Below are 19458 nucleotides of genomic sequence, written 5' to 3'. Positions count from 1 at the left end.
AAAAGTGGGCTCGTAGCTCAGTTGGCAGAGCGTCCGGCTCATAACCGGATGGTCGGGGGTTCGATTCCTCCCGAGCCCACCAAAAGGGAGCTTAAGCTCCCTTTTATTCTGAATTATTTAATTATCCCGTTCCACCAAAAGGTGGGACCAAAAAGTCCGAGGGAGGAGGTGCAAAGATGAGGATATATGAAACAATGCTTATCGTCAAACCAGATATCGCAGAAGAGGAAAGGGAAAATATTATAAACAACTTAGTAGAATTTTTAACTGAAAAACTTGGTGCACAAGTTGATAAAGTTGATAGAATGGGTATCAAAAAAACTGCATATCCACTTAAAAAGTACAACGAAGCAGATTATACTGTTATTTATTTTAAGTGTTCTGGAGAAAATCTTTCAGAACTTGAGCAGTATTTTAAAGTTAGACCTGAATTCTTAAGATGGCAAACATTTAGAAGAGAAGACCTAGAAAAGGAAGAAAAAAAACAGGCTAAGAAAGAAGAGGTGTCGGAGAATACCGAGAAGGTGGAAGAGTGAACTATAACAAAGTTGTCCTTGTCGGTCGTTTGACAAGGGACCCTGAAGTAAGGCAAACTTTAAATGGTACCTTAGTAGCAACTTTCACTTTGGCAGTAAGTAGACCAACAAGAAGAGGTTCTGAAGACAGTCAAGATGCGGATTTTATACGAATAGTAACTTTTAGTAAACTTGCTGAGTTTGTTCAAAATTATTTAAAAAAAGGAAGATTAATTTTAGTAGAAGGAAAACTCAGAATAAATCGTTGGCAAGGAAATGACGGACAATTTAGAAGTACACCAGAAATATGGGCGGATCAAGTAATGTTTATGGATAAAAAAAGTGATCTCTCTGAAGAAACAGAAACATTAGAATATGATGAACTTTTTGATGATTCTGACAATGACGAACCGCCATTTTGATCTTTGAAAAGGGAGGTAATTCATATGAAATATAGAAGAAGAAGGAAACCAAAAGTATGTAAACTATGTCAATCAAAAGTTGAATACGTTGATTATAAAGACGTAAAACTCTTAAGAGAATTTTTAACTGAAAAAGGGAAAATTATCCCAAGGAGAATTACAGGTAATTGTGCCAAACACCAAAGAATGGTTAAAATAGCAATTAAAAGAGCAAGACAGATGGCTTTGCTCCCTTATGTAAAGTATTGACACGTTCTTTGACATAGTGTATAATAGAAACCGCAGCGAGCCAGCGTAGCTCAACCGGGAGAGCGATTGATTTGTAATCAATAGGTTGAGGGTTCGAGTCCCTCCGCTGGCTCCAAGGTTAGCGGTGGTGAGGTGCCCGAGCGGCCAAAGGGGGCGGACTGTAAATCCGCTGGCAGAATGCCTTCGAAGGTTCGAATCCTTCCCTCACCACCAGATTTTTTTTAATAGGAGGGAAGATTATGAGAATCCAAGTCGCTCTTAAATGCTCTGAATGTGGTAATAAAAACTATTATACGACACGCGAAAAAAACAAAAAGGAAAAACTCCAATTAAGAAAATATTGTCCAAAATGTAATAAACATACAAATCATGTAGAAACAAAAGCCTAATTCGTTTTTTTCGCAGGGGCGTAGCTCAATTGGTAGAGCACCGGTCTCCAAAATCGGGTGTTGCGGGTTCGAGTCCTGCCGCCCCTGCCAAAATTTTTTTACGGGGGCGATTTTATGGAAAAACTTAGAAAATTTTTCAGAGAAATTAAAACTGAAGTTAAGAAAACACATTGGCCCAATAGAAAAGAATTGTTGGGAGCTACTGGTGTAGTATTGATTATATTAATTTCCACAGGTCTTTACTTTTTCGTGCTTGATTTGATCTTCTCTGGAGCAATGAGTAGTTTATTTAAGCTTTTTTAATCTTTTTTGAGGTGGTAAAATGAAAAAAAGGTGGTATATATTACAAACATTGGCAGGCTATGAAGCTGCCGCTAAAGAAAACCTTGAGGCTAAAGTTAAGGCTCAAGGATATGAGCATTTGATATCAAAAGTTTTATTACCCGAAGAAGTAGTAATAGATGCCTCTGCAAAATCTGTTGAAAGGCATATTGTTTCTTTAAACGCCAAACTTTTCGTTTCTAACGGGACAAATGTTAAAAAAGGTGATGTTTTAGCCGAAGAACCTGCTATAAGAGTAAGGAAAGACGGAAAAATTATAGATGTGAGAAATGCAAAAAAAATTGTAATTGAAACGGCAGATAAAAAATTTACTAAAACATATGTAATACCTCAGAAAAATAAACCAATCACCGGCTTAAAAGTCGGCGGATACGTTAAACAAGGTATGCCATTAACTGAGGATGGGGAAATTATTTGTGAAATTGACGGAAAAATCATTCAAACTGAGCGAATGAAAAGGATAGTAATATTAAACGCTTCTAATGAAAAGGATATTTACGCTGTACCATATGAAACTATTAATACAAGTTTAGTAAAAAAAGGAGATAACGTAAAAGCTGGCCAAATCTTAGCAGAACCCAAAAAAATCGTTACAAAAAGTTCTGGAAGAGTGGAAATAATTGATTTTCCAACAAAAAAGGAAATTAGGGTTCAGAAAGTAAGAATCCGAAAATTATTCCCGGGTTATTTATTCGTTGAAATGATCATGAATGACGAATTTTGGCATTTTGTTAGAACTGTACCTGGAATTATTGACTTTGTTTCTTCTGGTGGAAGACCAATACCTATAAAAGACAATGAAGTAAAGGTAATTTTAAGACTTTCTGGTATTGAAGAAACTCCTAAAGTTGAAAAAGTTCAACAAGTCAAAATTGAATTTGATTATGAAGTTGGAGATGTCGTCAAGATTATTTCTGGTCCTTTTGAAGGTTTCGTTGGACACGTAAAAGAAATCAATCCGGAACATAACGAACTGAAAGTTACAGTTACTATTTTTGGTAGAGAAACTCCAGTAACTGTGCACACAACTGAGGTTGAAAAAATAGATTAACTTGCAATTCGTGGGAGGGTTAACCCTATAACCACACAAAGGAGGTTAAATTATGGCAAAGAAAGTTGTAGCACAAGTAAGGTTGCAACTAGAAGCTGGTAAAGCTACTCCTGCTCCACCCGTAGGACCTGCACTTGGTCAACGTGGTGTTAATTTAATGGAATTTTGTAAAAAGTTTAACGCGGCGACTGCGGACAAAGCTGGTATGCTTATTCCAGTTATTGTTACAGTCTACGAAGACAGATCTTTCACATTCGTAACCAAAACTCCACCAGCTTCATTCTTGTTAAAAAGAGCAGCTAAAATTAATTCTGGTTCTTCAGAACCTAAGAGAAAATTTGTAGGAAAAGTTACAAGAGAGCAACTTAAAGAAATCGCTGAAATTAAAAAAGAAGATTTAAACGCAAATGATATTGAAGCAGCAATCAAGATCATTGAAGGAACCGCAAAAAGTATGGGTATAGAAGTAGTTGACTAATATTAATTAAAGGAAGGAGGAGGCAAAATGCCGAAGCACTCCAAGAGGTATAATGAAGTTAGAAAGTTAATTGACAGGGAAAAACAATATAATTTAGATGAAGCTGTTGATTTAGCCAAAAAAGTTGCCACTGCCAAATTTGATGAAACAGTTGAATTGCACATAAAAACAAACATAGACTACAGAAAATCTGACCAACAAATTAGAAGTACAGTTTCTCTGCCACACGGTACAGGAAAAGAAGTAAAAGTATTAGTTTTTGCCAAAGGTGAAAAAGCTGAGCAAGCAAAAGAAGCCGGTGCAGACTACGTCGGTGCTGAAGATCTTGCAGAAAAAATTCAAAAAGAAAACTTTTTAGATTTTGATGTTGCAATTGCCACACCCGACATGATGAGAATAATTGGTAGACTCGGTAAAATACTCGGTCCACGAGGATTAATGCCTAATCCAAAAGCTGGAACAGTCACTGAAAACGTAGCAGAAGCCGTAAAAGAATTTAAAAAGGGAAGGCTAGAAGTTAGAACTGATAAAACTGGTAATCTACATCTTCCTGTTGGCAAAGTTTCATTTGAAACAGATAAACTAAAAGAAAATATAAAATCTGCATACGAACAAATTCTCAATCTTAGACCAGCAGGTGTTAAAGGTAACTTTATAAAAAAGGTTGTACTGTCAACGACAATGGGACCAGGAATAAAGGTTGACCCAGTTACAATAGCTGAAGAAAAATAAAAAGTGGCTCAAATGAGCCACTTTTTTCCACTTTATAATTGAAAAAATAAAAAGCTCCTCGTACAAGGAGCTTTTTTGTTACATATCTCGTATTTTGGAGCGGGCGACGGGATTTGAACCCGCGACCTCCTGCTTGGCAAGCAGGCGCTCTACCGCTGAGCTACACCCGCATTCCAGCTTTGGTGCGAGAGGTGGGACTTGAACCCACACGGGCGCGAGCCCACTGGATTCTAAGTCCAGCGCGTCTGCCAATTCCGCCACTCTCGCCCCTCTGGTGACCCGGGCGGGATTCGAACCCGCGGCCCCCTGATTAAAAGTCAGGTGCTCTACCTGCTGAGCTACCAGGTCATCCAGGCTTCATGAGCCGATTAAAATAATATCATATTGTGTGTATGATGTCAAGCGTTTAAACTAACATGAAAGTAAACGATAGTTTAATTTTTCTTTTTATATCGATATTAGAAAATTTGCTAGTAATGTATTGAATTTAATAAAAATGTTTTAAAAAAAAATCACTTTTTAAAGTTTTATTAATTGACTTTTATGATTAGATATGATATATTTAATTAGAGCAAACTAATTGGAGGTGGTTCTATGGGGTGCGTAATTTTATAAATGACTTAAAAGATGTTTTCCGTGCTATAAAAAAAGATAAAGAAGAATATTTAAAAAAAGATCCTTCTATTGAGTTCAAATGGCAACTTATTTTTCATGTGGGATTTTTGTCTTTAAAACTTTACCGATGGTCTCATCTCCTTTATAAACATAATATGAAATTTCTTGCATACCTTCTCCACTTTGTTTCAAGAGTCCTTTTTGCCGTTGATATAAATCCTTCAGCGGAAATTGAACCTGGTGTAGTTATCGATCACGGAATTGGCACTGTTATTGGTTCTACTGTTACAATTGGTACGGGAACTTTAATTTATCACGGCGTAACACTCGGATCACGGAACATCCAAAAGGGAAAAAGACATCCTGACATAGGAAGAAATGTTCTAATCGGATCAGGAGCAAAAATTCTTGGCGCTATAAAAATTGGGGACGGAGCACAAATAGGTGCTAATTCTGTGGTTCTACATGATGTAGCACCGTATACTAAAGTTGTCGGAATACCAGCAAAAAAAGTGGAACAATTAACTGAAATTTATGAACACATAGAATGGATAATTTAACAAGGAGGGATAAACATGGTTGGAAATACTCCTATAGTTTTCATTGAAAAATTAGGAATTTATGCAAAATTAGAAAGAAACAACCCAGGTGGAAGTGTAAAAGACAGACCTGCCTTTTTTATGATTAACGCAGCCATTAGAGATGGTAAATTAACAAATAAAATTTTAGTGGAACCTACCAGCGGAAACACAGGAATCGCTCTCGCTTGGCTTGGGAAAAAATTGGGAATTAATGTAATACTAACAATGCCCGAAACAATGACTAAAGAAAGAATAGATATAATGAAAGCTTTTGGTGCAGATATTGTATTAACCCCCGGTGAGAAAGGAATGAAAGGAGCAATAGAAAAAGCTTTAGAAATTGTAGAAAGCAAATCAGCATATATGCCCAATCAATTTGAAAATATCAACAATGTAATATCACATGAACTAACTACCGGCCCTGAAATTCTCAGCCAAATGAATTTCAACTTGGATGCATTTGTTGCTGGTGTTGGTACCGGAGGAACTATTACTGGTGTAGGGCATGTTCTAAGAAAATATTTCAATAATAATGTAAAAATTGTAGCTGTCGAACCATCAAATTCACCCGTTCTTTCGGGTGGAAATCCTGGAAAACACAAAATTCAGGGAATTGGAGCGGGATTTATTCCAAAAATTCTGGATTTAGCAGTTATCGATGAAGTATTTACCGTTAGTGATGAAGAAGCCTTCCATATGTTCAAATATATAAACAATCAACTTGGAATTTCTGTTGGTATTTCTTCGGCGGCAAACGCATACGCAGCAATAAAAATCAAAGAAAAATACAATTTAAGTAGAGTATTAACTGTCTTTCCTGATGATAACTCAAAATATTTGTCTTTGATTTAAGGGAGGTAAAAAATGAATTTAAAAGAATGGAGAAAGTTACTTCCGGAAGTAACCGGAGGACTTGTTAGAATGAGGAAAAAAGCTTTAAATGATGGGACAATAGATTCAAAATATAAACTATTAATTGCCATTTCACTAGCTATTAGTCAAAAATGTGAACCATGTATAATATCCTATCTTGAAAAAGCCCAGGGTAAAATAACTGATGAAGAATTGAAAGAAACTCTAGAAGTTGTCATTATGTTTTTAGGATGTGTTGGTGAACAATGGGCTAAAAAAACTTGGGATTATTGGAAAAAATTAGTAAATGATGACAAAAATTCTTGTTGTGAAGGGGAATAATCTTATGGAAAAACTTGTTATAATTTGGACCACTAATGACAAACAGACTTTTAATGAAGTAATTTTTCCATATTTATACCATTCAAATGAACAAAACTGGTGGAGTGATTTAACGCTAATAATTTGGGGAGCTTCCGAAGAGTTAGTAGCTAAGACCCCACAAATTAAGGAGAAAATTAAAATACTAAAAGATAGAGGTATAAAAATCTTAGCTTGTAAATGGTGTGCCGATAATCATAGTATCACAGAAAAACTTTCTGACATTGCTGATGTCGTTTATGTTGGCAAACCAATTACCGATTTCTTGAAAGGAAATTATAAAGTTTTAACATTTTAATTGTATAAAAAGTTTTTTATAAAACAATTTAAAAGTTAATCAGACCTTTTTTAAAAAATTAACAACATTTCATTTTTTAATTATGTTATAATTAGTTTATTGAAGAAGGTGGTTATGTGCATTTAAGTATGGTAATCGTGACCGATATGTTTGGGGGAATGTTTGTCGAGGAATTTGATTCTTTAGATTGGGGCTCAAAAGAAGATAAAAACCATTTTAAAGATTTAACAACAAAAATAGGAACAGTCATTATGGGAAGAAAAACATTTGAAAGCATAGGAAGGCCACTTCCGAATAGGTTGAATATTGTACTTACACACAAAAATTACCGAAATTCTGACAATGTTATTTTTCTTCGAGGGACACCTGAAAATATAATTAATCAAATTTTAGATATGAAAATAACCGAAGCCGCTATTATAGGAGGGAAAAAAGTTTTTGAAGATTTTCTACCTTTCGTAGACAAAATATTTATAACTTTAGAACCAATCATCCTTAAAAATTCTCACAAGTTAAACCCCTCGCTATTTCTCAACTTTAAATTAGTTACTACAAATGTCCTGAACGAAAACGGAACAATTGTATTAGAATATAAAAAAATTCAATAATATCAGCTGAAGCAGAAAACTAAATAATAACTTCGCCGAAAGTAAGAATTATCTTAGACATGACAGAAAATTATATAATAATAATAAAAATTTGGCCCCAGGAAAACTGGAGCCAAATTTTTTTGAAACATATATATCAATTTGGTTAACCATACGATTCATGGCAATTATTTTCCCATTAAATATTTTATTATATTAATCGCAAGTTTTGAATCATCACCCCAGTCCCAACCATCGTGTAATGCATCGTTGATATCACCTGTTCCATCATCAAAAGGAGAACTATCCCCAATTGCCACTATTTCTCCTTTTCCATACTTTGCCAAAATTAAATATGCTTTTTTATTTTTATCTGCGAGTAACACTTCCACACTTTTATCTAAAATTTCAATCGTTGTTCCAGCCCACACTCCTACTTCATTTATATTTTGTGTTATAGGATGTTCATAAACATACTTGACAGGTTCTTCTTGAATATTGTCACCAACAAATCTAAAAACAAATCGCTCAACAAAAGTATTAAATATTTTTGGAGAATCCCAACCATTACCATTTCTGTCCGAATCACCATGATCTGCAATTAAGAACAATCCCCCACCATTTTCAACAAATTTTATTATTGATTTCACCTCATTCTCCTTGAATGGTCTATTCGGTTCAGGTATTATTAAAACTTTGTATAAACTTAAAAGTTCGTAATTCAATTCTTCTTTTGTCTCTTCAACATAACCATTTAACTGTTTTTTTATACTGTCTGCAAAATTAGAATAAGCTCCATAAATAACCCAGTCAGCGTTCCCCGCCTGTTGAGCATGCCCAGCATCAAATAAAACTCTTTTTTCATAAATATCTTTATATGGATCTAATGTCAAAACGACAGAGCCCATTTTATTTTTATTTTCGTCTTTGATGAATCTCACCATTATCTTTACAGGTGAATCTATTTTTTTATTCAATTTAAAAATAAACACCTGTCTATTAAAGTAGGACTCGTGAGTTTTTATGTTTATTCCAGAAATTTTTATAGTCTTATTATCTATTACACTACTCTCATCAATAGTTTCATTGAAAACTATATACAACTTATCTTCCTTTAGAAAGATTGATTTTACCTCTGGAGGAAATATATCCCCAGCTTCTATATCTTCAATTCCTCTAGGCCAAAGTTCAAAATATGCTTGATACCTTCCTAGTACCCCTACAACCTTCAAATGCATCCCTACTTTAAAGTAAGAAGTGTTTATCCCTGTGTTTTCTCGTATGAAAACCAGACCTTTTCCCGAGCCATCGTCAATATAAACCTTTCTACTATCACCTTTGTCTATTTCAATAACGTCACCTTCTACCATAACTAATAATCCTTGTAATTCTTTATCATTTATGCTTTTTGTTGAAATTTTTCTAGGAGTTGGTAATTGATTCCCTTTTGAAATCACTCTTGCATAATATTTATCTTTATTAGCATCTATTACTATTTCTCGATTTAACCTATGTGTCCACAAATACCCACTTATTTCAACAAGATCTCCTCTATTAATACCTTCAAAATATCCACCTTTCAAATATATATTTATTCCCCCAGTAGAATCTTGAACAAAAATGATATTTACATCAAAAGGACCAGGCTCAACAGTAACAATCCCGCGAATAACAACGTCTGTGCCATCGCTCATCTGTTTCGCTTCTGATATAGTTAAAGCTAAAGAAAGTAGAGAAACAAGTAAAAACAAAATTATAATGACTCTACGCATCTTATCCCTCCTAATCTATTTTTTTGACTATTATATAATATCACAAGAAAACCAAAATTAAGAAATTTTAAACAACTAACGAAAAATTGTTATGTTATAATCATATATATGATCATTTTTAGGGGGAATTATATGCTTAAAAAAATCTTTTTTGATCAAGTAAAACCTGCATATGGTTGTACAGAACCGATAGCTGTAGCTCTTTCCACAGCAGTGGCAAAACAATATTTAGAGAAGGACTATTTTAAAGAAATTTTGATCGAACTTGATAAAAATACATATAAAAATGGATTAGTCGTAACTATACCTGGTACAGATACTCATGGTTTAGAGTTGGCTGCTGCATTGGGATTTCTATGTGGAAATGCCAAAGATGGTTTGGAAGTACTTAAAAATATAGATACAAAATGTATTAATAAAGCCAAACAACTTATAAAAAAAATAACCATTTCTATCATAAACAAAAATAATTTATATATCAATACAAAAATTGTTTCAGACCATATTGTAAATGTAATTATCGAAGGGAAACATGACAACATAGTACACATAGAAGTTGATTCCTCCAAGATTTTAGATAAACCATTCCAACCTTCTAAAAATTTATTAGAAAAAATAAAGGAATATTCAATTGACGAAATCTTAGATTATGTTGAAAACCCCGATAAAGAAGTCATCGATTACGTTGAAAAAGCAATAGAGATGAATCTAGAAATAGCTAAGATTGGTATTAACACACCTGGCAATTTTTCAAATGCCGCGATTAATGATCATGTGAAATATGTTAGCGCCGCAGTTGATGAAAGAATGAGTGGAACTTTAAAACCTGTCATGACAGTCGCAGGTAGTGGAAATCAAGGGTTGGCATGTACCTTACCAATCGCAGTATATTTGAATAATTATCCAAAAAATCTTATTTTAAAGGCTACCCTTCTAAGTATCTTCGTAACAATTTACATTAAAGCATATACTGGTCTATTAACGCCTATTTGTGGTGCAGGAATTATTTCAGCATCTGGTAGTGCTGCAGGGTTAACTTACTTAAAAGGAGGAAATAAATTACAAATAAAAAAAGCAATAAATGATACCCTTGGAACCCTGTTCGGCTTAACATGCGATGGTGCAAAAAGAGGCTGTGCTCTTAAAGCCGCTACGGGTACAATGGTAGCTCTTCAAACAAGTAATCTTGCTCTAAAAAACATAGACGTTCCATGTGGAAATGGTATAGTTGCAAACGATGTGGAGGAAACTATAAAACGCGTAGGAAAACTAACAAATTCTGTTAAAAAATTCGATGAAGATGTTATAGAATACATCGGGAAATGTTAGGAGGTAAAGATATGAAATGTCAACACTGTAGGAAAAAAGCTATCCTTAAATCCCCAAGACTTTGTGAGGATCATTTTGTTGAGTATTTTGAAAGAAAAATTGGAAAGTTTATTGAAAAATACCACTTAAAAAATAAAAAATTATTAATCGCTATTTCTGGGGGAAAAGATTCCGTAACTGTTAGTTATGTACTATCAAAATTGAAAGAAAAATACAATCTTTCTTTAGAATATTTCTTTATTAGACTTGGTATACCTCGTTTTACAGAAAATTCTGAAGCAGTCGCAAAGCTCGTAACAGAAAAAATTGGCTATCAGTTAACGGTGTACGACTTAAAAGAAGAAGAGGGCTTCATTATTCCAGATTTTAAATATAAACCCTGTTCATATTGTGGAATGGTTAGAAGGTATATCCTAAACAAATATGCCTATGAAAACAACTTTGATTATATTGTAATGGGCCATAATCTTGACGATGAAGTTTTCTTTATTTTCAACAATTTATTTGGAAAAAACATACCACAAATCCAGCGAACTGGCCCACTAACCAAAACAATTCCAGAAAAAAAACTTGTAGGAAGAGTTAAACCTTTGTACTACCTAACAGAAGAAGAAATCATTTTATATGCTAAACTACAAAAACTTCCTCACATTGGTTGTGCGTGTCCAAATTCAATTAATAGTACTCAACGAAAGTTCAAAACTACAACTGAATTTACACGTGACCAAAAATTAAATTTAGTATATTCAATTATCGAAATAAAAAAATATTTACCAGAAGAAACAGTTGAAATTAAATTCTGTGAAAAATGTGGATTTCCAACTACATCGAATATTTGTAAATTCTGTAGAACAAAAGAAAAAATAATCTCTGAAAAAATGTTAAAAAAATAATTTAAAAAATTTTTATGCTATAATCTTTTTGAAAACAAAGGAGGGAATTCTTTTGCAGAACAGAACATTACTCTACATTTTAATTGCATTTGTTGCTATTTTTTTGATCTTCGATGTTTTTACTCTCTTTACCAAAAAGCCAAAATTTGAGATAACTTTTTATCAAACAAAAGTCGAAATAGATTATTCTGAAAATTCTACTATTACAACTTTAGCCGTTTTATCATTTAATAAGCAACAAGATATGTTTAATTACATGGAAAGTTATAATAACGCTGCATCTTCAACATTTATAGATTATTTTAAAAAAATTTCCGATGAAATCGGGAAACAACTTGTTGTTGTCAATTACAACAATAAAGCTACAGAAAGAGCAGGTGTGTTAGAAATAGAAGAACAAGCTGTTATTAAAAACCTTGTAACTAAAAAAGACAAATATTATGAACTAAGCATGGGAAAGTTACCAATAAATTCGAATAATGATTCTGAATTTATCATCTATTTACCCCAAAACACCAAAGTTATTTCAATTGATCCAACTCCTACAACAATAAGTAATAACACGTTAAAATGGAATGGAGGTGCTCTTGAATATTTTCCTACAGTAATCTACACTAAAAGTTTTTAGTTCTCCATTAAGAAGGAGGGGAAAAATGATTGGAAAACATCCATTCGTAAAATGGGCAATTGATGTCATTGAAAACTATATCAAATTTGGCAAACTAATTGAACCTGATAAGGATAAGTTACCAAAAGAAATGTTTGAAAAAAAAGCAGGATGCTTTGTAACACTGCACCTTACAAATGGAAGTTTAAGAGGATGTATAGGCACATATGAACCTACAAAACCAAATTTAGCTCTTGAAATCAGAAGTAATGCAATTGCTTCTGCCACGAGAGATCCTAGATTTCCTCCAGTAACTTCTGATGAACTTGATAAAATCATAGTTACAGTTGATGTTATTGGAAAAATCGAACCCGTCAATTCAATAAAAGAACTTGATCCAAAAAAATATGGAATAATTGTATCTAAAGGTTGGAACAGAGGACTCTTACTCCCCGACATAGAAGGTGTTGATACTGTTGAGGAACAAATTAGAATAGCCAAATTAAAAGCTGGAATATTTGATAATGACTTCGATATTTATAAATTTACTGTAGAAAGATACGAATAACTATTTATTTATCCCTCTATACACCTTATCCCAGAGCTCTCCTATAATTTTTTCATTTTCAATAAATACTTTTAAAACTTCTGGATTAAAATGTTTAGGATTTGTTTTCATGTCCCCCTGAACAATTACTTTCAAAGCTTCCTTATGAGACATCTCATCTTTGTAAGGTCTTTTTGACCTTAAAGCGTCATATACATCGCAAATCTTAACTATAGCAGCCTCAATAGGAATATCGTTACCCTTTAAACCTTTTGGATAACCCGAGCCATCATAGTTCTCATGGTGATACAACGCTATATTTCTAGCAATTTTCAGATGTGGTTTATCTCCAATTAACTCTGCTCCATATATTGTGTGTGTTTTAATTAATTCCCACTCCTGATCAGTCAATTTTGATTTCTTCATCAAAATTTTACGAGGAATTTTGATTTTACCTATATCATGTAAAGGGGCATATATCCTTATTCGTTTAATAAAATCTTTTGACAAATTAAGTTTCAAAGCTAAAAACGCTGATAAAATACCGACTCTTTCAATATGGTTACCTGTTTGCTCATCGTATATTTCGGCAACTTCAGATAATTTGGTTGCAAAATGTACATAGGCTTCTTCTACTTCTTTAATTAATACCTTTTGTGATTCAATATCTGATGATGTTTGTTCGACCATTTTGTTGTAACTATAAAAAAGATCATTTAGTTCATCAATTTTCGAATTTTGTAGATCCACCTGTTCGTATATACGAGAATCTAAAAAATTCTTCATGTTTCCAATAATTTTACTAAATGGAAAGGTTATTTGTTTAGAAAATTTTACGGAAACAAATCTAATATAAATCCCAAACATAATTAACACAATGAAAAACAAATATCCATACTTATACGCTTGATTGTAAACTATTGAAAAATCTAAATTCATTACCACAAAAATTGGACCAAATTTTTCATGTTTATCTTCTTCATCAAACATAGCATAAATTGTTACATTGCTTTTGTTTTTTTCTTCCACAATTTTACCTGTTTTAACTACTTTTTCAAAAATTTTTCTTTGTTCATCTGAAATTTGATCAATAGTCCCCAATATTGGTTGCATATCATTTGAATAAATTCCAAATGATTTTATAAAATCCAAATTTTGCAATCTCCTTATTGAATCTACAAAAACCTTTAATTCATCTAAAGGTAATGTAAAATCAATGATATATACGATGTTATTGACTCTTATATAAACTATTTTCTCTAGAGTCATTGAAAACACGTTTTTATAAATGAAATAATCAATGGGTTCATTTAATCTCTTTTTTTCAAAATCTTGCAAGGAATCAAACTTAATTTTATCTATTTTTTCTATCTTGTACCCATATGAAAGAGATACAAATTTACTTACATATAAATCAGCATTTTTTTCGTCATTTCTTATTTTATCTAGAGTTTCTTCTAAATATTCGTGAAAGTCTTTGTCAAAACTTTTAGAAACTCCTTTAATAAGCAAAAATAAATTATAAGCATAGTTGATATTTGTATATTTAACATTCTCAATTATTCTTTCTACAAAATAAAAATTTAGAATCAAAACTAACATTAACATTGATAATACTCCAAATATAACCACACGAGTGATCTCTTTTCTCAACAAATTCTCTAATTTCAATTATTTTCACCTACCTCAAAAATACTAATTTGATCTTTTGAGATTTTTGATTTTCTAGCTAATTTCTTTAATTGACCTTCTTTTAATACACGTACTTTCTTTTCTAATTCAGATTTTTCAGTAATCACCTTAAGTATTTCTTTTGCTCTTTCAACAACTCCACCTGGAACTCCTGCAATAGCTGCGACTTCAATACCGTAACTTTTATCTGCCACACCTTCAATTACTTCATAAAGAAATACTACACCATTATTTGTTTCTTCTACCTTTATCGTCAAATTCCTTATACCATTATAGACATCTGAAAGTTCTGTAAGTTCCGTAAAATGTGTCGCAAACATTGTTTTGCATTTTATCTCGTTGTACAAATATTCACTCATTGCCCAAGCAATGCTTATTCCGTCAAAAGTACTTGTACCTCTTCCCACTTCATCAAGTAAAACCAAACTATCTTTAGTGGCTTTTGAAAGGATTAAAGCAACTTCATTCATTTCAACAAGAAATGTACTTCTACCAGTGGAAATATCATCTCTTGCACCTATTCTAGTAAATATCCTATCAAAGATTGGAAGAACTGCATATTCCGCTGGTACAAAAGAACCAATCTGTGCCAGCAAGGTTATTAAACCAACCTGTCTTATATAAGTGCTTTTACCACTCATATTTGGACCTGTAATAATGTACATTCTTATATTTTCATCCATATATGTGTCATTGGGAATAAAGTTTGAAACGTATCTCTCAACTACTGCATGTCTTCCCTTTTTTATCAAAAACTTATTTTTCGAAAATTCTGGTTTGGTATAACCGTATAAGCTGGAAACATAAGCTAAATTAGTTAAAACATCTAATTGAGCAATTAATTCAGCAGTCTGCTTTATTTCAGGTATATATTTTGAAATTTCTTGACAAACATCTTCAAAAATTTTCTTTTCAATTATTTCTATTTTCTCTTTTGCAGACATTATTTTATCTTCAAATTCTTTCAATTCCGGGGTAATATATCTTTCAGAATTTACAAGAGTTTGTTTTCTAATAAAATAATCTGGAACATTTTTTATTTGACCTTTTGGTACTTCTATATAATAACCAAAAACTTGGTTATAGCCTATCTTTAACTTCTGAATACCTGTTTTTTCCTTTTCTTTTATTTCAAACTCTTTCAATTTATCGCTTGAATGCGTAAGAAGTTGCCTGTATTCATCTAGTTCAATAGAAAAGCCATCCTTTATTACTTTCCCGTCACCAGGAGTGTTTGAAGGCTCTTCAAATATGGCCTTTTCAATCAACTTTTCCACATTAGTAAAAGTTTTAATTTTCCTTGAAAATTCCACTAATTTTTCATTAGTCTCAAGAGCAGAAATTATATTCGGAATTACACTTATAGAATATCTCAAAGACACCAAATCTTTTGGAGTTGCCTTCTTGTATGAAAGTCTCGTCAAAATACGCTCTATGTCATATATAGAATTTAAATACTCGCGAACCTCGTTTAATAATAATCGATCATTAAAAAATGCTTCCACTATCTTCTGTCGCTCCATTATTTTTTCAAAGTTTCTTAATGGTTGGAGAATCCATTTTTTTAACAAACGTGCCCCCATAGAGGTCTTTGTTTTGTTTAAGATATCGTACAAATTTTTCCCACGTTCACCGGGAATCAAAGAAAGATTTTCTACTGTCCTTGAATCAAGAATCATCCAATCAGTTTCTTCAATTTTTTTGGGTGCAGACAAAGAGATGTCTACCATTAATGTATATTCAAGATATTTTATTGTCGCTCCAAAGATTCTCAAACTTTTTCCTAACTCAAAATGGTCTATCGAGGCGACTCTGTAAGTATCTTTTATCTTCTTTTCTGCTTCTTCAAAGTACCAATCATTGAGTTTTTCTATAAAAAGATTTGGGATTTCTTTTTTTAAATCATCAAAAATACTTTCCGGACATATTACTTGTGAAACTGTGTTTATTCTTAAAAAATCAATTACCGAACTCAAGCTTTCAAATTCTTTTACTAAAACCTCTCCAGTAGATACATCAACAAGAATAGAATGAAAAGTTCCATCAAAATAATCAACAGCCATTAGATAGTTATTTTCAGTTGATAGCATTTCATCTTCGATCAATGTTCCTGGAGTAACAACGCGAGTTACTTCTCTTCTCACAATTCCTTTTGCTTGCGAAGGATCTTCCATTTGTTCACAAATTGCCACTTTATAACCACTTTCAACAAGCTTCTTTAAATAATTATCGAGAGCATGATACGGAATACCCGCCATAGGAGCATTTTGCCTTTTAGTCAAAACTATATTTAAAACTTTTGAAATAACTTTTGCATCTTCAAAAAAAGCTTCATAAAAATCTCCTAATCTGAAAAGTAAAATAGCATCACTGTAATTCTTCTTTATGTCCATATATTGTTTCATCATTGGGGTTAACTTTTCCAACTTATTCACCCTTTCTTCTCTTCTCAAAGTTAATTTCAGCAATTGATTTTTGAAGATACAAAGGTTGCACTGTTTCAGCAAAGTTTTCACTTTCTATTTCCCTTTCAAAAACATATAAAAGTCTTTCAGGAGACGGATAATTAAAATCATCTTTTAAACCATTATCTTCCAAAAATTCTGAACCATCACCAATAACTATATAATCAGAACACTTTGAAATGACTTTCCTAAACCCATCTATCGAATTTATAAATGGTTCAATTAAAACGTTCAACTTACTGTCATAGACTGCTCCATACAAATAACCTTGCCTTGCTTTTCTAGCAACTACAATGTTTTTACCACAATTTAAAAGATTTGCAGCAATAATTTTTGTAGATGGAATTGTAACCATCTTTTTTCCTAAACCCAATCCTAACGCAAAAGAAATTCCAACCCGTAAACCAGTAATACTTCCAGGACCTATACCAACACCAATTATATCTAAACCATAAAAATCTATTCCTAAATCCTTTAATTTTTGAGATAACAAACCTATATTTTTTCCATGTTTGTCTTTACCTTTATATGAGAATGTCAATATTTTCTCATTATCTTTATATACCATAACTATTTTTTCTGTAGACGAATCAAGTGCAAATATTTTCATTTTATTCCTCCCTCTTTAATCTATTCTAATTTTATCACAAATAAAAAACAATAAAATAAAAAGGGGCCAAGCCCCTTTTTTTGGAAAATATTCTATTACTTATTTCTCATTTGTCTTTTTGTATTTTCAAAAAGAAAAGGAAAACACCAATGTATACGAAAATATCTCCTACACTTATTATAAACACTTCTTTCCAGGGAAGAATAATAGGGATCCAGTCTCCTAAAACAAGTTTAGCAGAAAAACTGTCTAGAAGGACATGTCTCATCCCAACTGGTAGCTGATATTTATCAGCAAGAGCCCTCAAAACCGGCATTTTCCAACCATTTATTAACATTACAAAAGAATTTAAAATAGTACCTACTGTCATTAACTTAAAGCCGGGAATATGCTTGTTTAAGATAAGAAGAGTTACTAAAATGGCAAATGACAAAGGCATCCAAACTTCCCTATACTGTGGTATCCACTGTAAAACAAATGGAACTGGAAACAGATAGAAAAACTTATAATTCCTTTGAATAACATGTTTAATCCTCTTCGTAAATATTGACAACACTAATGCAACAGCAAAAACATATACAATCATATTCTCCCCTCTTTCGCTAATTTTATAAAAATTTTTACTAATTGTGGATCAAAAATTTTCCCCGCTTCCTCCTCAATAATATTTAAAGCTTTTTCTCTGGACAAAGCGTCTCGATATGGTCTGTTACTTATTAAAGCATGGTACACGTCTGCTATAGTTAAAATTCTCGCCTCTAAAGGAATTTCTTCGCCCTTCAAACCATCAGGATATCCTTTCCCATCCCATCTTTCATGATGATGTAAAACCCATTTTGCTACGGTATCTTCAAACTCATTTATTTGCTTCAAAATTTCATAACCCTTTTTTGGATGTTCCTTCATTATTAGATATTCCTCAGGTGATAATTTACCCCTTTTTAAAATTATTAAATCTGGAATACCTATTTTTCCTATATCATGAAGAATTGCTGCAGTTTTTAACAACTCTACTTCTCTTTTTATAAAACCAAGCTCTGAAGCTATCTCGGAAGCAATTTTTGCAACTTTTTCACCGTGACCTGCAGTGTAAGGATCTTTCTCTTCAATACTCTTAATCAAAGCCATTAAAAGTTCTATTTTAGCGTTTCTATATTTATTTGCATAATAGTTACTAAGTTGAATAGTTATTAACGTAAACAAGGAAATAGGGATTGCAAAAATTCCCATATAATTATATAAAACATAAATTATTAACGTATTAATAGATGTTGAAAAAGCATTGAGGAATTTCCCCTCACCTATTACAATATCAACTAATTCCTTAGAGGTCGTTTCATAAATAGAAAATAAAAATATTATTGAAAATGACACGTTTAATGTGAAATAAATGATTGAACCAAACGTTATAAACAGTATTCCAAAATACAAATTATTTCCAAAAAAATCAAATGAAAAATGTAAAAATTTAGACGTAACATAAGTTGCTATTCCTAAAGAAGAAGTATTAAACAAAAAATAAAAATAGTTTTTACTAAAAATAACATTTATCCTTAAAAAAATATAACCTATTAAAGGAATAAGAGCGGCAAGACCTGGACTTAAAATTGCAGCTGATAATACGCTTATTATTACACCTGTGCTAAAAAATAATCCTGTTCTTTCTGAATTACCAAATTTTTTGGAAACGAAAGACTGAAAATTAATACCTATTGCCTCAAATAAAACAAAAAATAAGATTAAAATTAAAAAGTTCAAATTTGAAAAATCAAGATTTCTATTTTTCCATTCAATAAAAATAAGGACCATGTATATGGTCCAAAATATTAAAACATTTAAATTAAGTATCGAAAACTTCAAATGAGATTTTAATTTCTTAGATTGCAATTATAATCACCACTCAATGTTAAAGTCATTCCTGATTTAATTATATCATATCTTCAAAGGTTTTATAAAAAATCATCCAATCATTTTTTAAGTGGCCAAAATGTAAAATTACCTACTGCAGACATTATTAATGGAAGTGTCATTAATGCAAATAACATCACTTT

The 19458-nt window shown here is 32.1% G+C and carries 23 protein-coding genes and 7 tRNA genes; 21 read left to right on the top strand and 9 right to left on the bottom strand.

All coding sequences use genetic code 11. The annotated features are described in order from the left end of the window. Positions 1-6 precede the first annotated feature (6 nt). The 12 genes from BUB65_RS07730 (at position 7) to rplA (ending at position 4178) form a co-directional block, all read left to right on the top strand. A tRNA-Met gene (locus BUB65_RS07730) sits at positions 7-82 on the top strand. A gap of 94 nt (positions 83-176) precedes the next feature. Next, on the top strand, positions 177-536 hold the full coding sequence (gene rpsF, locus BUB65_RS07725) for a 30S ribosomal protein S6 (RefSeq protein WP_073073847.1): 360 nt from the start codon (positions 177-179) through the stop codon (positions 534-536). Next, positions 533-937: a single-stranded DNA-binding protein gene (locus BUB65_RS07720; protein ID WP_073073845.1), complete on the top strand. Its 405-nt coding sequence runs from the start codon at positions 533-535 to the stop codon at positions 935-937. The genes rpsF and BUB65_RS07720 overlap by 4 nt, the downstream gene beginning before the upstream one ends. A gap of 24 nt (positions 938-961) precedes the next feature. After that, a complete protein-coding gene (gene rpsR, locus BUB65_RS07715; RefSeq protein WP_073073842.1) occupies positions 962-1186 on the top strand; it encodes a 30S ribosomal protein S18 in 225 nt (74 codons plus the stop codon). A 39-nt stretch (positions 1187-1225) separates the two neighbouring features. After that, a tRNA-Thr gene (locus tag BUB65_RS07710) sits at positions 1226-1301 on the top strand. An 11-nt stretch (positions 1302-1312) separates the two neighbouring features. After that, a tRNA-Tyr gene (locus BUB65_RS07705) sits at positions 1313-1399 on the top strand. Between the two features lie 26 nt (positions 1400-1425). Beyond that, complete coding sequence (gene rpmG, locus BUB65_RS07700) at positions 1426-1575, top strand: 50S ribosomal protein L33 (RefSeq protein WP_073073840.1); 150 nt, start codon at positions 1426-1428, stop codon at positions 1573-1575. Positions 1576-1589: 14 nt separating this feature from the next. After that, a tRNA-Trp gene (locus BUB65_RS07695) sits at positions 1590-1665 on the top strand. A 24-nt stretch (positions 1666-1689) separates the two neighbouring features. Further along, the gene (gene secE / locus BUB65_RS07690) at positions 1690-1878 is read left to right on the top strand and encodes a preprotein translocase subunit SecE (protein WP_073073838.1); all 189 of its coding nucleotides are present in this window, start codon (positions 1690-1692) and stop codon (positions 1876-1878) included. Between the two features lie 19 nt (positions 1879-1897). Then, positions 1898-2968, top strand: coding sequence for a transcription termination/antitermination protein NusG (gene nusG / locus BUB65_RS07685; protein WP_073073835.1), 1071 nt, complete (start codon positions 1898-1900; stop codon positions 2966-2968). 52 nt (positions 2969-3020) lie between these two features. Beyond that, positions 3021-3446 carry a 50S ribosomal protein L11 gene (gene rplK / locus BUB65_RS07680; protein WP_073073833.1) on the top strand — a complete coding sequence of 142 codons (426 nt, stop codon included), beginning with the start codon at positions 3021-3023 and terminating at the stop codon, positions 3444-3446. A gap of 27 nt (positions 3447-3473) precedes the next feature. Next, positions 3474-4178 (top strand): 50S ribosomal protein L1, encoded by a 705-nt coding sequence (rplA, locus tag BUB65_RS07675; protein ID WP_073073830.1) that lies wholly within the window; start codon positions 3474-3476, stop codon positions 4176-4178. Between the two features lie 95 nt (positions 4179-4273). Here rplA and BUB65_RS07670 read toward each other — a convergent pair. The 3 genes from BUB65_RS07670 to BUB65_RS07660 form a co-directional block, all read right to left on the bottom strand. Beyond that, a tRNA-Gly gene (locus BUB65_RS07670) sits at positions 4274-4348 on the bottom strand. A 10-nt stretch (positions 4349-4358) separates the two neighbouring features. Continuing rightward, positions 4359-4445: transfer RNA gene (locus tag BUB65_RS07665), tRNA-Leu, on the bottom strand. A gap of 5 nt (positions 4446-4450) precedes the next feature. Then, positions 4451-4526: transfer RNA gene (locus BUB65_RS07660), tRNA-Lys, on the bottom strand. Between the two features lie 251 nt (positions 4527-4777). On the opposite strand from BUB65_RS07660, the gene epsC reads away from it, so the two are divergent. The 5 genes from epsC to BUB65_RS07635 all read left to right on the top strand — a co-directional run bounded on the left by epsC (position 4778) and on the right by BUB65_RS07635 (position 7513). Next, a complete protein-coding gene (epsC, locus tag BUB65_RS07655) occupies positions 4778-5353 on the top strand; it encodes a serine O-acetyltransferase EpsC (protein ID WP_073073827.1) in 576 nt (191 codons plus the stop codon). A gap of 15 nt (positions 5354-5368) precedes the next feature. Next, positions 5369-6226: a cysteine synthase A gene (gene cysK / locus BUB65_RS07650; protein ID WP_073073814.1), complete on the top strand. Its 858-nt coding sequence runs from the start codon at positions 5369-5371 to the stop codon at positions 6224-6226. A gap of 12 nt (positions 6227-6238) precedes the next feature. After that, the gene (locus BUB65_RS07645; protein ID WP_073073812.1) at positions 6239-6568 is read left to right on the top strand and encodes a carboxymuconolactone decarboxylase family protein; all 330 of its coding nucleotides are present in this window, start codon (positions 6239-6241) and stop codon (positions 6566-6568) included. A 4-nt stretch (positions 6569-6572) separates the two neighbouring features. Then, entirely contained in the window at positions 6573-6905 is a 333-nt protein-coding gene (locus BUB65_RS07640; RefSeq protein WP_073073810.1) for a DsrE family protein, read from the top strand. Positions 6906-7021: 116 nt separating this feature from the next. Beyond that, positions 7022-7513, top strand: a complete 492-nt coding sequence (locus tag BUB65_RS07635) for a dihydrofolate reductase (protein WP_073073808.1) — start codon at positions 7022-7024, stop codon at positions 7511-7513. A gap of 167 nt (positions 7514-7680) precedes the next feature. On the opposite strand, the gene BUB65_RS07630 is transcribed toward BUB65_RS07635, so the two are convergent. Continuing rightward, positions 7681-9264 (bottom strand): DNA-binding protein, encoded by a 1584-nt coding sequence (locus BUB65_RS07630; RefSeq protein WP_073073805.1) that lies wholly within the window; start codon positions 9262-9264, stop codon positions 7681-7683. A 132-nt stretch (positions 9265-9396) separates the two neighbouring features. On the opposite strand from BUB65_RS07630, the gene BUB65_RS07625 reads away from it, so the two are divergent. Genes BUB65_RS07625 through amrA form a run of 4 tightly spaced genes read left to right on the top strand, consistent with a single transcriptional unit; the run spans position 9397 to position 12661 of the window. After that, positions 9397-10593: an L-cysteine desulfidase family protein gene (locus tag BUB65_RS07625; RefSeq protein WP_073073803.1), complete on the top strand. Its 1197-nt coding sequence runs from the start codon at positions 9397-9399 to the stop codon at positions 10591-10593. Between the two features lie 11 nt (positions 10594-10604). After that, positions 10605-11486, top strand: a complete 882-nt coding sequence (locus BUB65_RS07620; protein WP_073073800.1) for a PP-loop family protein — start codon at positions 10605-10607, stop codon at positions 11484-11486. Positions 11487-11538: 52 nt separating this feature from the next. Continuing rightward, the gene (locus BUB65_RS07615) at positions 11539-12114 is read left to right on the top strand and encodes a DUF4897 domain-containing protein (protein ID WP_073073798.1); all 576 of its coding nucleotides are present in this window, start codon (positions 11539-11541) and stop codon (positions 12112-12114) included. A gap of 25 nt (positions 12115-12139) precedes the next feature. Then, positions 12140-12661, top strand: coding sequence for an AmmeMemoRadiSam system protein A (gene amrA / locus BUB65_RS07610; RefSeq protein WP_073073795.1), 522 nt, complete (start codon positions 12140-12142; stop codon positions 12659-12661). Here amrA and BUB65_RS08475 read toward each other — a convergent pair whose 3' ends face one another. The 5 genes from BUB65_RS08475 to BUB65_RS07585 form a co-directional block, all read right to left on the bottom strand. Beyond that, positions 12662-14248: an HD domain-containing phosphohydrolase gene (locus BUB65_RS08475; protein WP_073073792.1), complete on the bottom strand. Its 1587-nt coding sequence runs from the start codon at positions 14246-14248 to the stop codon at positions 12662-12664. Positions 14249-14307: 59 nt separating this feature from the next. Next, positions 14308-16740 (bottom strand): DNA mismatch repair protein MutS, encoded by a 2433-nt coding sequence (mutS, locus tag BUB65_RS07600; RefSeq protein WP_073073933.1) that lies wholly within the window; start codon positions 16738-16740, stop codon positions 14308-14310. A 19-nt stretch (positions 16741-16759) separates the two neighbouring features. Further along, on the bottom strand, positions 16760-17407 hold the full coding sequence (gene tsaB, locus BUB65_RS07595) for a tRNA (adenosine(37)-N6)-threonylcarbamoyltransferase complex dimerization subunit type 1 TsaB (protein ID WP_073073790.1): 648 nt from the start codon (positions 17405-17407) through the stop codon (positions 16760-16762). A 106-nt stretch (positions 17408-17513) separates the two neighbouring features. Continuing rightward, complete coding sequence (locus BUB65_RS07590; protein WP_073073787.1) at positions 17514-17993, bottom strand: DUF5317 domain-containing protein; 480 nt, start codon at positions 17991-17993, stop codon at positions 17514-17516. Next, positions 17990-19216, bottom strand: coding sequence for an HD-GYP domain-containing protein (locus BUB65_RS07585; RefSeq protein WP_143606734.1), 1227 nt, complete (start codon positions 19214-19216; stop codon positions 17990-17992). The genes BUB65_RS07590 and BUB65_RS07585 overlap by 4 nt, the downstream gene beginning before the upstream one ends. Between the last annotated feature and the right edge of the window lie 242 nt (positions 19217-19458).

It is taken from the genome of Thermosipho atlanticus DSM 15807, assembly GCF_900129985.1.
Lineage (GTDB): Bacteria > Thermotogota > Thermotogae > Thermotogales > Fervidobacteriaceae > Thermosipho_A > Thermosipho_A atlanticus.
Note: the sequence above shows the minus strand (reverse complement) of the source record. Positions and strands in the feature narration are given on the sequence as shown.

What these genes read in the sequence shown, in the direction of transcription:
- rpsF (WP_073073847.1), top strand. Translation starts at nt 177, where the DNA reads ATGAGGATATATGAAACAATGCTTATCGTCAAACCAGATATCGCAGAA.
- rpsR (WP_073073842.1), top strand. Translation starts at nt 962, where the DNA reads ATGAAATATAGAAGAAGAAGGAAACCAAAAGTATGTAAACTATGTCAA.
- rpmG (WP_073073840.1), top strand. Translation starts at nt 1,426, where the DNA reads ATGAGAATCCAAGTCGCTCTTAAATGCTCTGAATGTGGTAATAAAAAC.
- secE (WP_073073838.1), top strand. Translation starts at nt 1,690, where the DNA reads ATGGAAAAACTTAGAAAATTTTTCAGAGAAATTAAAACTGAAGTTAAG.
- nusG (WP_073073835.1), top strand. Translation starts at nt 1,898, where the DNA reads ATGAAAAAAAGGTGGTATATATTACAAACATTGGCAGGCTATGAAGCT.
- rplK (WP_073073833.1), top strand. Translation starts at nt 3,021, where the DNA reads ATGGCAAAGAAAGTTGTAGCACAAGTAAGGTTGCAACTAGAAGCTGGT.
- rplA (WP_073073830.1), top strand. Translation starts at nt 3,474, where the DNA reads ATGCCGAAGCACTCCAAGAGGTATAATGAAGTTAGAAAGTTAATTGAC.
- cysK (WP_073073814.1), top strand. Translation starts at nt 5,369, where the DNA reads ATGGTTGGAAATACTCCTATAGTTTTCATTGAAAAATTAGGAATTTAT.
- BUB65_RS07645 (WP_073073812.1), top strand. Translation starts at nt 6,239, where the DNA reads ATGAATTTAAAAGAATGGAGAAAGTTACTTCCGGAAGTAACCGGAGGA.
- BUB65_RS07640 (WP_073073810.1), top strand. Translation starts at nt 6,573, where the DNA reads ATGGAAAAACTTGTTATAATTTGGACCACTAATGACAAACAGACTTTT.
- BUB65_RS07630 (WP_073073805.1), bottom strand. Translation starts at nt 9,264, where the DNA reads ATGCGTAGAGTCATTATAATTTTGTTTTTACTTGTTTCTCTACTTTCT.
- BUB65_RS07625 (WP_073073803.1), top strand. Translation starts at nt 9,397, where the DNA reads ATGCTTAAAAAAATCTTTTTTGATCAAGTAAAACCTGCATATGGTTGT.
- BUB65_RS07620 (WP_073073800.1), top strand. Translation starts at nt 10,605, where the DNA reads ATGAAATGTCAACACTGTAGGAAAAAAGCTATCCTTAAATCCCCAAGA.
- amrA (WP_073073795.1), top strand. Translation starts at nt 12,140, where the DNA reads ATGATTGGAAAACATCCATTCGTAAAATGGGCAATTGATGTCATTGAA.
- BUB65_RS08475 (WP_073073792.1), bottom strand. Translation starts at nt 14,248, where the DNA reads ATGTTAATGTTAGTTTTGATTCTAAATTTTTATTTTGTAGAAAGAATA.
- mutS (WP_073073933.1), bottom strand. Translation starts at nt 16,740, where the DNA reads ATGATGAAACAATATATGGACATAAAGAAGAATTACAGTGATGCTATT.
- tsaB (WP_073073790.1), bottom strand. Translation starts at nt 17,407, where the DNA reads ATGAAAATATTTGCACTTGATTCGTCTACAGAAAAAATAGTTATGGTA.
- BUB65_RS07590 (WP_073073787.1), bottom strand. Translation starts at nt 17,993, where the DNA reads ATGATTGTATATGTTTTTGCTGTTGCATTAGTGTTGTCAATATTTACG.
- BUB65_RS07585 (WP_143606734.1), bottom strand. Translation starts at nt 19,216, where the DNA reads ATGGTCCTTATTTTTATTGAATGGAAAAATAGAAATCTTGATTTTTCA.